Raw genomic sequence first — 10762 nt, forward strand, 5'->3', positions numbered from 1 at the left:
ATCAATTCTCCTCTAATTATCTATTTTATGAAAAATATAGTTTGTCCAAAAATCCTGAAAAGATTAAGAAACTTAAGCAAACGATGTTAAACGTAATAAAGATTGCAAAAATTTCTGTAAATTTATTACTTGGAATACTGGTTTTATGTTTCTTTTTAAATCTGAGCCATGCATCATTAATGACGATAGCTATCGCATGGAATAGGCCATAGGCAATGTAATACCAAGTAACCCCGTGCCAAAATCCCATGAGTAAGAATAATCCAAAATAACCAACAATAGCTGTTGTTATTCGACTTTTAATTAATTTATGTTTCATCATAAAAAAGACTAATCTCATATAAACAAAATCACGGAACCAGAATGAAAGTGTCATGTGCCAACGATTCCAAAAGTCTTTAATATTGTGTGCGATGAAAGGTCTATTAAAGTTAGGAGGTGTTTCAATTCCCATAAAGTAACTGATACCAACTGCGAATAAACTATAACCAGCAAAATCAAAAAATAAATCCATACTGTACGTGTACATGTAACCAACTAAGGCCCACGATATACCACCGTCTAGTAATGCAATACGTGCGACGTGAGGTAACAGCATCGTACCAAATAGGTATGCTAGTAAAAATTTATATAAGAAACCTAAGAAAATGTAAAATACACCCTTTTGTAACATTTCTAAATATTTTTCTCGACTTGGGACATTTTGATAATCTTTAACAAACCGTCTGTAACGATCGATTGGTCCCGATGAGATAGTTGGGAAAAACAATAAAAATTGTAAGGTTAGCATCAAATCAAATTTCTTAATACTACCATCTCGCGATTCCATAATCATTTGAACCGCTTTAAACGTTAAATAACTAATTCCTAAAAAGCCAATAATTGATGGTATACCATTATTAATGGCTGGTGTTATTTTTACGATGGATAATGGTGCTATCGCTAAAAGGACAGCCATAATAAAAACCCACGTTTGATTATACTTACTACGATAATTCATGTATAAACCGATAAGTAAGACTTCAAAAATTATATAAATAAGTAAATTAAAGCCTTCGTGAAGTTTTGGACCGCCAAATATTAAGAAAATAAAGAGTAATGAAATTAACGTTTCATACAATCTAAATCTTTTACCATTAAGCAAACCAACAATAATTGGAATTAAAACAACAATAAGATATAGAAAGTACATCGGATTGACATAAGGTTGGAATGATACCATTAAGCATTCACCTCATTTATTAGTGTTTTCCGATCAATTTTACCATTTTGCGTTAATGGTAAAACATCAACATAAACAAACTTCTGTGGAATCATATATGACATCATTGTATCTAACAAGTATTTTTTAATTTCAACTGTTAATTCTGAGTCTCGTTCAACTGGATTATCATTTTGAACAACATACGCAATTAATTGAACCACTTTATGATCCTTATTATATTTTGGAATAGTGATTGCTTGTTTTACAAATGGATGCGATGACACATGATGGTCAACTTCTTCTAATTCAATTCGGTAACCATGTAGTTTAACCTGGAAATCAATTCGTCCACGATATAACAACATCCCTTCAGAATTTATGATTGCTGCATCACCAGTTCGATAGGCAGCTACGCCATCCATTTCAAAAAAAGCACTGGCCGTTTTTTCAGGATTGTTAAGATAACCTTTTGAGACACTAGGTCCAGCAATAATTAATTCACCTTCATCACCATTTGGTACTAGTTCATTTTCTGGATTAACTACAACCATCTTTGTATCTGATTTGGCATAACCAATTGGTAATCGTGGGTATTGTTCTAAAATAGCATCAGTAATCTCAACACTCGAAACCGCAACTGTTGCTTCCGTAGGACCATACGTATTAAATATCTTAGCCATTGGGAATCTTTGCTTCAATGCTGCAGCTGTTTTGTGAGTTAATTCTTCACCACAAAATAAGAATCGACTAAGATCTGGTAAATGTTTATCATCAAACGTTGGTTCTAATAAACAAATATCAATAAATGATGGTGTTGAAACCCAAACTTGTAAGTCCAGAGTAGGTAACGTTTGGAAAAGAACTTTGAAATTATCCGTCACTTCTTGAGGTAAAACAGATAACTTACCACCCATAGTTAATGTAGGATACAAGTCCATTACTGATAAATCAAATGAGTATGGTGCCTGAGATAGACTATTGGGATGTTCTGGTAGAGAGAAATCTTCTATCATCCAGTTCACGTAACTTATCAAGTTATCATGACTAATTTGAACCCCTTTTGGCTGTCCAGTCGTACCAGATGTAAAGATAATATAGAAGTTATCTTTACCAGTTACTTGGAAACTAGGATCAGGAACTTCTACCCCTTGATTATTCTCAATAATTTCTGTTAATTCAGTTGATAAAATTACAGGTACATCGAGTTTAACTTCAGGTAATTCTGCTACAGCTATACAAGCGACTGGTTTCGCAACTTCTTGAATTGACTCTAAACGCTCAGCTGGTGAGTGCGAATCAATTGGAATATATGCGTGCCCTGCTTTAACGCTTCCTAAAAAAGCCACTAGCATATTAAATTTTTGATTTCCATATATCATAATTGGACGTTTATTATCTAAATTTAATTCAATCAAATGCAATGCTAATGCATCAGATTTTTCTTTTAACTGTTGATAAGTATTTGTCTCACCCAAATCATTGTAAACAATGCGATTGGGATCGGACATTGCGATCATATCAATTTGATTAATTACATTTTTTATCATGTCTTTGCTCTCCTTTAAAATTCATTATAGATAAACGTACCATTACTTATACCTTTAAATGAATACAGGTAAACTAGCATCGCCAATACAATAAAATAAAAGGCAGTTCGAACGATAAACATAAAAACTTCATTTTCTTTTAAATCATGCCATTTTTGGCTCATATTTATCACATCCCCCTTAGAATGAATATAGTATACACTTTTTTTCCCCCGTTTAGCATTCATCTATGTCATACTAACCTAACAATTTTGTAATATTAAACTTAGTTAATAATCTTATTAACCGCTTTTTAGTGTAACAGAATTACATCTATATCACAAAAAAGAACGATTTCTATTTGTATATAGAAATCATTCTTTAATAATTTTTTAACTATTTATTCATTTTCTTGATTTGGAAACGTCAATGTAAACGTTGTCCCTTTTCCTTCAGTACTCATCACTTCAACTTTTCCGTTATGAAGTTGCATTAATTGATGAACAATTGATAATCCCAATCCTGATTCTCCGTACTTAGTACTCTTACGAGATGGATCTGCCTTGTAGTAACGTTCCCAAATATTTTCTAGCTGGTCTTTTGTCATGCCAATACCTGTATCAGTAATCCTAAAGATACTTTCATGGTAACCACGTTCAGCTGAAATATGAATCGTTCCTGATTGAGTGAATTGAATGGCGTTTTGCGTAATGTTAAAAATAACTTGCACAAATCGATCGTAATCCGCAAAAACCATTAAGTTTTTAGGAACACTTAATTCAATCTTATCGTCGGCTTCTATTGCTTTTTTTGTTAGTTGTTCAACGATGTTATTCAAAACAATAACCGCATCAAAATTACTTGGTGCTAGCGTAATTTGATTTGTCCTAATTTTTTCATAGTCTAAATTTTCATTGACTAATCGGATTAATCGCTTAGTTTCACTTTGCATTAGTTCAATGCTCTTCCCTTTGCTCTCTTCTGGAATTGCATCGTATGCTAGCCCTTCAAGTAGTCCGTTAATAGTTGTCAACGGTGTACGCATTTCGTGTGCAGCGTCAGCCATAAATTGTCTACGACGTTCTTCTTGACGTTTTATTTCTTTCTCTGATTCTTTCAATGAAGAAACCATGCCATCAAAATCTTGTGCCAAATCATCTATTTCATCTCGATGTCTACTTTCGATATGCACATCAAAATTACCATCAGCAACCATTCGAGTTGCACGTCTCAATCGATTAATTCTAGAAACAGAGTATCTCGCTAAAAGATAACTCAAAATAATTCCAGCGATAACAGAGACAATAAACGCAATAACCAAATTCTGAGTCATTTGACTCATATTGGATTGAATATTAGAAACATTGGCTCCAACCGATATAACCGCATATAATTTACCATTATAAAAATAAGGTTTCAAAATATCGGTCATATTAATTGCTTTCATATCTGTTTTTAATTGTCTATTAATATGCGGTGTACGGTGAACAACTTCACCATTTTCCAATTTTTTCCACTGCTCACTTGTAATATTGTCCTGTACCGCATTATCAGGATAGATAATTTTAGATTTTTTAGTATAAATAGTAAATCGAACATTTTGCGTTTTTAAAATTAATTCTGCATTTCTTAAATTATTTAAGTTTAAATTAAATTGCGTTTTTGAATCGGTTGTTTTTAAAACCATTGATTCTGACATTAAACTATCCGAGTAACCTTCCAATTGTGTCCATGTATTTTTATAGACCATATCACTCGTGAAATTTAAAAATAAAGCGCCAAATACAATGACCAATGTAATAATAACCGCGAAGAATGCTAACATTTGCTGATAAAGTAGCTTCATTAGTAACCAGCTCCTGAGTCATCAAATTTATAACCGACACCCCACACCGTTTGAATAACTTGTGGACCCACTTTTTCAATTTTTTGACGTAATTTTTTAATATGTGCATCAACTGTTCGTTCATCACCAAAAAATTCATAATCCCAAACTAATTCCAATAGTTTTTCTCTTGAAAAGACTTGTTTTGGTTTATTGGCCAACGTTTTCAACAAATCAAATTCTTTTGGTGTTAAATCATGAATTAAAACGTCTTGTAAGTATGCTTCTCGACGAGCTGTACTTAATTTAAAGTGAGTTGTGACAATATCAAAACTAGTACTTTCATTTTCTGTTTCATCGTCAGTTCCAACACTTGGTTTTTCTGCCCGGCGGTGAAGGGCCTTAATTCTAGCAATCAATGTTATTGGGCTAAAAGGCTTTGTTACATAATCATCTGCGCCCATTTCTAATCCAAGAACTTGATCACTTTCGGTATCGCGTGCCGTTAAAATAATAATGGGGACATTAGCTGAAACTTTTCGAATCGTAGAACTGACTTGCATGCCATCCATACCAGGCAAATTCAAATCAAGCGTAATCATATCCCAACTATCCGGATCTTCATTAAACATAGCAACAGCATCATTACCATCATAAGCGTACTGAACGTCCCATTTTTCTTTTTGAAAAAACATCGACATCATTTCAGAAACTGCCTTATTATCCTCTACCATCAATAATTTCATATTATTCCTCTTTCATTTCCAATTTAATGAAAATCATAATCTTATCTGCTACTTTGAGCGGTCTTATATTCCATTAGTATAACTAAATAATATGAATATTTTTAGTTTTTTTTCGTAATATATTTTAATACCATCAATTTTAATGTATTGTAACTACTTTTACTGTATTTTAGTAGCTGATGAACTGCTTACCTGGCTTGTACTACTACTAATAGCACTTGATTCTGAACTGCTTACGGCTGTATCTGATGACGCGTCGGCTTCTAAACTAGAGCTTGTTTCATCCGTTGAACTTGATTCTTCTACAGAACTTGCCTTTGCCTCCTGGCTTGATGCGCTGGATGACTTTTTACTTGCTCCCGAGTAAATTTTATTTGCTGAAGTTCCCTTATAACTTTGGTGTTGGATAATTACCTTTAATTTATCTGTTCGCTTAAGTAAGTTTCCTTCACTCGGCTCCGATAATATCATGTTTTTCCCAGACCATTTCTGTACAAATACAATTTCTATATGGTTTTTGTTGGCCCACTTTTGCGCTTCCGATTGAGATCCAAATTTAGGAACTTTTATATAAATTTCAGCTTGTTTCTTATCTTCAGCCTGTTTTTTTAATGCATGAGATAAAGTTTCTTCAAGTGAAACCAACTTTTTATCGGCTTGTTTCTTATCTGAAAGATCTTTTTTATAATCATCAAATACCTGATACTGCTCTGTCTGTGTGGCTAAATCTTTAGCTATCACTTCTTCAATTTGATTTAAAAAGGCAAGATTATTCCATGAATAGTGTAATTTACTGACAGCATTCGTATAGTCATCTATTTGCTGACTTGTACTTTTTTTCAAGATTTCTACATTACCTGACAAAGGGTCATACGTGGCTGTCTTCATGGCAATGGACATTACACCGTTTATTGCTATTGCATCTTTTGCCAAATTTTTTTGTAGTGTATAAATTCGATTGGCAAATTGATCTTTATTTGAAGAATTAATCAATAACTGATTAATGTACCCAAATTGTTCATTATTCAATTTTTGAATCGTTCCAGGGGTCACATTTACTTTAACTGTTTGTTCATCATCCTTAACAAATACATCTTGGTATAATGAATTCACTTTCACTTTTTTTAATAAATTATCATATTTTGTCTGGTAATCAGCACGTGAATTCTTAGAAATATTTGATAATGTATCATCTAATTTTTTCATTTCACTTGAAGTTGCTTTAGTCGTTAACTCCTCTGTTTTAATGTTGTAACTATCTGCATAAATTTCATTAAACTTTTGTTTTGCTTCTTTAGACTTAACATTAGAGTCGTAGAGTGAGTCTGGCGTTTGATTTGCCATTGTTAATTTTGAATTATCATTTTTGGACCAATCAAGACTAATTTGATACCGATTGATAACCGTATAGACGCTCCAAATACTCAAGCTAACCGCAATAAACAACAAAATACGATACGCCCACTTTAAAAATTGTCGTATCGATTTATGACTAGCTTGTTCTGGTTTAAAATCTGCTTTATTTTCTCGGTTAACAGTTTTTTTTCCTGTTTGCTTTGTCCCTCTTGATCTCGGTTCCATTTTTATTCACCCTCTAACGTCTCTTTAGCCGCCTTAATGCCATCATTAGCCTTGTCTAATTTTTTCTGAACATTATTTAATTTTTTCTGAGTTGACTGCTCCCATGAACCAATTTTATATGCTTCAGGTTTCTTGTGATATGAAGGATCCTCTAATTTTATTTTTAACGTGTCCTCAGCAATCTTTTTAGACAAATACGTTTTATATATTTTAGCTTTTTTTACATCAATTTTTTCTGGCTCTTTAACGCCTAACGTTACTACTTTATCGTTAGGTTCATATTGAGCTGCAAGACCAGTTCCTGACAATTGTATAACAGTTGATGGTTTTGTCCACTCACTATTATCAGCATTCTTTTCTTTTGAAAAATGTACCATTAGGTCACGATATAAATTAACATTTGTCATTGCAGATGCAGCATCAGTAATATAATGTCCTTTTTTCATTGGTTCATCATACCCTAACCACATCGAAATAGAAGTTGATTTAGTGAACCCATTCATCCAGACATCCATATTTGCATTCGCTGGAAATCCCGATGAAGCAGAATAACCGACGGTCCCTGTCTTCATTGCCTGATGAACATTATCAATTCTTGCAGAAGGCGCTGTCCCACCGGCATTAGGTACGCCTTCCATCATTGACGTTAGCATAAATGCTGTTGAGGCCTTCATAGCACGTTTACTATTTACCTCATATTTTTTAACACTATTATCTGAAAATTTTAGACTTGTGACGTAACGAGCCGCATGATAGGTTCCGCCATTTGAAACGGTGCCATATGCTGTCGCCATTTGTTCGGTAGAAACATCGAGTCCAATAGCCTGCGACCCCGCAGGTGCATTATTTTGAGCCATCCCTACTTGTGCTAAAAATTGGCTAGCCTTCGCACTCCCAACAGTATTTAACGTTCTAATTGCTGGTGTATTAGCCGAAACTCGTAATGCGTTTTGCATCGTTATTGATTTATAACTCACTTTATCAAAATTCTGAGCAACAAGATTAGTTCCCGGATAAGTATATGAAGTGCCATCTAAGGCATGTGTGGTTGCCCACCCAAAGTATTCAATAGCAGGGCCATAATCTAATAGTGGCTTAATTCCTGATCCTGACGAACGCTGCGTAGAAATTGCCCGATTATAACTGAAGGCAGTTTTTTGATGACGTCCACCATATTGAGCAACAATATTCCCCGTTTTAGGATCTGTAATTGTAATTGCAGATTGTTCTGCTGAATTTTGATAATATTTTTTATTATCAGCTAATTTTTTAACAGTCGCATTTTGCTTTGAATCAAGCGCTGTTGTAATTTGTAATGGAGTTTTAGCTAAATCGTACCCTTTATCGCTAACTTGTTCTAAGGCAGAAGTAACATAAGCATTATTTTCAAGAATTTTTTTTGTAACAGAATTTTCCATCCAATGGCGTTTCTGTAAATCTTTTGTCACTGATTCTGCGACAGCAATTTTATATTGTTTCTTTGTAATTACCTTATTCTCAAGCCCTGTTTTTAATATTATATTTCGGCGTGTTTGAACGGCTTTAGGGTTTGAATATAAATTATAGGTAGAAGGGGCTTGGCCCAATCCAGCTATAATTGCCTGTTGACTAATACTCAATTGTTTTAAAGTTTTACCAAAATACGTTTCTGAAATGGTCTGTGCCCCATATGATCCTTCGCCTAGACTCATTTTATTAACATAAAACTCTAAAATCTGTTTCTTACTATAATTATGGTATAACTGTTGCGCTAAGAAAAATTCTTTTATTTTCCGGTCTACAGTCCGATCTTTATTACTCGTTGAAAAAACAGTTAATTTAATTAACTGTTGCTCAATACTTGATCCACCTCGAGCTGACCCTTTACCTACAGCTGATTTAATGGAAGAAAGTCCCGCATTAAATAAGCCGGAGGGCGAAAATCCCGCGTCTTTGTAAAATGTTTGATCTTCTGTTGCTAATAACAGATTACTATATGTTTCAGGAATGTCTTTTGACTTAACATAAACTCGTTTATTCAGCGCTGAAGACCAAATTAACTGGCCATCTTTATCATACATATTTGAACTGGCATCAGATATTAATTCCTGACTTGTAACTGTTGGCACGGACTTAATAACTGTCGCAATATAAATACTTATCGTCGTAACTCCTAATAAAAATAAAACACCAAATATTGCAATAACTCTAAAAATCCACGGATGCCGATGACGCCATCTTTCTTTATCTTTCTTATTTTGTTTTACCATTATGCCATCCCCGATTCTGTGACACGAGTCACATCTCTTGCCATGACATTATTTATTATTTTTTCTATGTATAAATCTAAATTTCCCAATTTATTACCAACTAACAAAACGTAACCCCCTACTACTTTTCTTAACAATACAAAATCTGACTAATCCATTTCGATAATTGTATTGTAATCCTCTAACTATGTAAATTTTTATATCGTTCACAATTGATAACGTTCATATAAGTATTAAATCCTCATTTAACCGTGAGTCATCCCCATTTATATATGTTAAATATAACAATCATAATGACTATATACAAGCGCTAAACTGGATGTTTAAGTTAAGACTTGTATAACTTCTACCTCGTACGTTAAACTAGAGTAATTAAATAAAGAAAGTTTGGGGTTAATATGAAAAACAAAAAAATGATTGGTTTAATTGCAGTAATTATTATCATTATTCTTGGGGGAATTGGGTTCTTCTTCTACCATCAAAATGCAGAAACAACAAATGATACGGAAACTACTACTTCTTCATCAAGTGTAGCGTCAAACGTTGAACTACCACAACTTAGTTCAAAAGTAACAAAAAAAGAAGCTGTCGTAGATATTCAGACAACAAAGGGAAATATCAAAATCAAATTATTCCCGGAATATGCACCAAAAGCTGTGAAGAATTTTATTACTCATAGTAAAAAAGGGTACTATAATAATACCCTCTTCCATCGTGTTATTAACGAATTTATGATTCAAGGTGGCGATCCTAAAGGGGATGGTACTGGTGGCGAAAGTATTTATGGTCATACATTCGGTGCTGAAATTTCAAGTAACCTTTACCACATCCGTGGTGCTTTAGCGATGGCACAAACGTCAGAACCTGATTCAATTGGTAGTCAATTCTACATTGTTCAAAATAACCAAGATGTAAGTACCAGTGCTGATATTAAAGATGGCACACCGTCAAAAATTATTGATGCATACAAAAATGGTGGCACACCTTCACTTGATGGTACTTATACTGTCTTTGGTCAAGTTATCAAAGGGATGGATGTTGTTGATAAAATTGCCGCAGTTGCAGTTAATTCAAGTGATAAACCTACAACTAATGTTAAAGTTAAAACAATTAAAGTCCTCCAAGAGACAAAATAATCAGTTCAAATCTGCAGTCTCTTATAAAGTAACTATGTTACTATGAAGATACTAATAAAGGGAGGTTTTATAGATGTCAGATAAAATTCTAGTCGTTACAACGGAAAGTATTCCGGGTAGAGAATATGAAGTAATTGGGGAAGTTTTTGGCCTTACAACACAATCTAAAAATGTTATCAAAAACATTGGTGCCAGTCTTAAAAATATTGTCGGTGGCGAAATTAAGGCCTACACAGAAATGATGGCTGAATCAAGAGATACTGCTATTGATCGTTTACGCGACAATGCAGTAAGCATGGGTGCTGATGCAGTTGTTATGATGCGTTTTGATTCCGGTTCAATTGGTCAAGATATGCAATCAGTTGCCGCATATGGTACCGCAGTTCGATACATTAAATAATGAAAAAAAGTTTCAACAATGTACTAGGCCCTGTCAAGTTGACGGATGAAATAATATAAAATTTAATATGTTTCTAAATGGCTTTATCCCAGTAT

Annotated in this window: 9 protein-coding genes; 2 read left to right on the forward strand and 7 right to left on the reverse strand. The window is 33.6% G+C overall.

Annotation, left to right across the window (positions count from 1 at the left end):
- Window positions 1–25: 25 nt before the first annotated feature.
- From dltB to AC1RPU_RS07180, 7 genes are all read right to left on the reverse strand, one after another.
- On the reverse strand, window positions 26–1222 hold the full coding sequence (gene dltB / locus AC1RPU_RS07150; RefSeq protein WP_481761930.1) for a D-alanyl-lipoteichoic acid biosynthesis protein DltB: 1197 nt from the start codon (window positions 1220–1222) through the stop codon (window positions 26–28).
- On the reverse strand, window positions 1222–2751 hold the full coding sequence (dltA, locus tag AC1RPU_RS07155) for a D-alanine--poly(phosphoribitol) ligase subunit DltA (RefSeq protein WP_481761931.1): 1530 nt from the start codon (window positions 2749–2751) through the stop codon (window positions 1222–1224). The genes dltB and dltA overlap by 1 nt, the downstream gene beginning before the upstream one ends.
- Window positions 2752–2765: 14 nt before the next feature.
- On the reverse strand, window positions 2766–2978 hold the full coding sequence (locus AC1RPU_RS07160; protein WP_481761932.1) for a teichoic acid D-Ala incorporation-associated protein DltX: 213 nt from the start codon (window positions 2976–2978) through the stop codon (window positions 2766–2768).
- Window positions 2979–3130: 152 nt separating this feature from the next.
- Complete coding sequence (locus AC1RPU_RS07165) at window positions 3131–4576, reverse strand: sensor histidine kinase (protein ID WP_481761933.1); 1446 nt, start codon at window positions 4574–4576, stop codon at window positions 3131–3133.
- Complete coding sequence (locus AC1RPU_RS07170) at window positions 4576–5301, reverse strand: response regulator transcription factor (RefSeq protein ID WP_481761934.1); 726 nt, start codon at window positions 5299–5301, stop codon at window positions 4576–4578. The genes AC1RPU_RS07165 and AC1RPU_RS07170 overlap by 1 nt, the downstream gene beginning before the upstream one ends.
- Before the next feature lie 159 nt (window positions 5302–5460).
- Window positions 5461–6882: a hypothetical protein gene (locus AC1RPU_RS07175; protein ID WP_481761935.1), complete on the reverse strand. Its 1422-nt coding sequence runs from the start codon at window positions 6880–6882 to the stop codon at window positions 5461–5463.
- 2 nt (window positions 6883–6884) lie between these two features.
- A complete protein-coding gene (locus tag AC1RPU_RS07180; protein WP_481761936.1) occupies window positions 6885–9131 on the reverse strand; it encodes a transglycosylase domain-containing protein in 2247 nt (748 codons plus the stop codon).
- 398 nt (window positions 9132–9529) lie between these two features.
- Here AC1RPU_RS07180 and AC1RPU_RS07185 point away from each other — a divergent pair, with 398 nt between their 5' ends.
- Together AC1RPU_RS07185 and AC1RPU_RS07190 are read left to right on the forward strand one after the other, a co-directional pair.
- On the forward strand, window positions 9530–10267 hold the full coding sequence (locus AC1RPU_RS07185; protein WP_481761937.1) for a peptidylprolyl isomerase: 738 nt from the start codon (window positions 9530–9532) through the stop codon (window positions 10265–10267).
- Between the two features lie 73 nt (window positions 10268–10340).
- Window positions 10341–10667 (forward strand): heavy metal-binding domain-containing protein, encoded by a 327-nt coding sequence (locus AC1RPU_RS07190; RefSeq protein WP_409022267.1) that lies wholly within the window; start codon window positions 10341–10343, stop codon window positions 10665–10667.
- The last annotated feature ends 95 nt before the right edge of the window (window positions 10668–10762 follow it).

The sequence above is a fragment of the Dellaglioa sp. CoH-55-MRSF-7 genome, assembly GCF_056782235.1.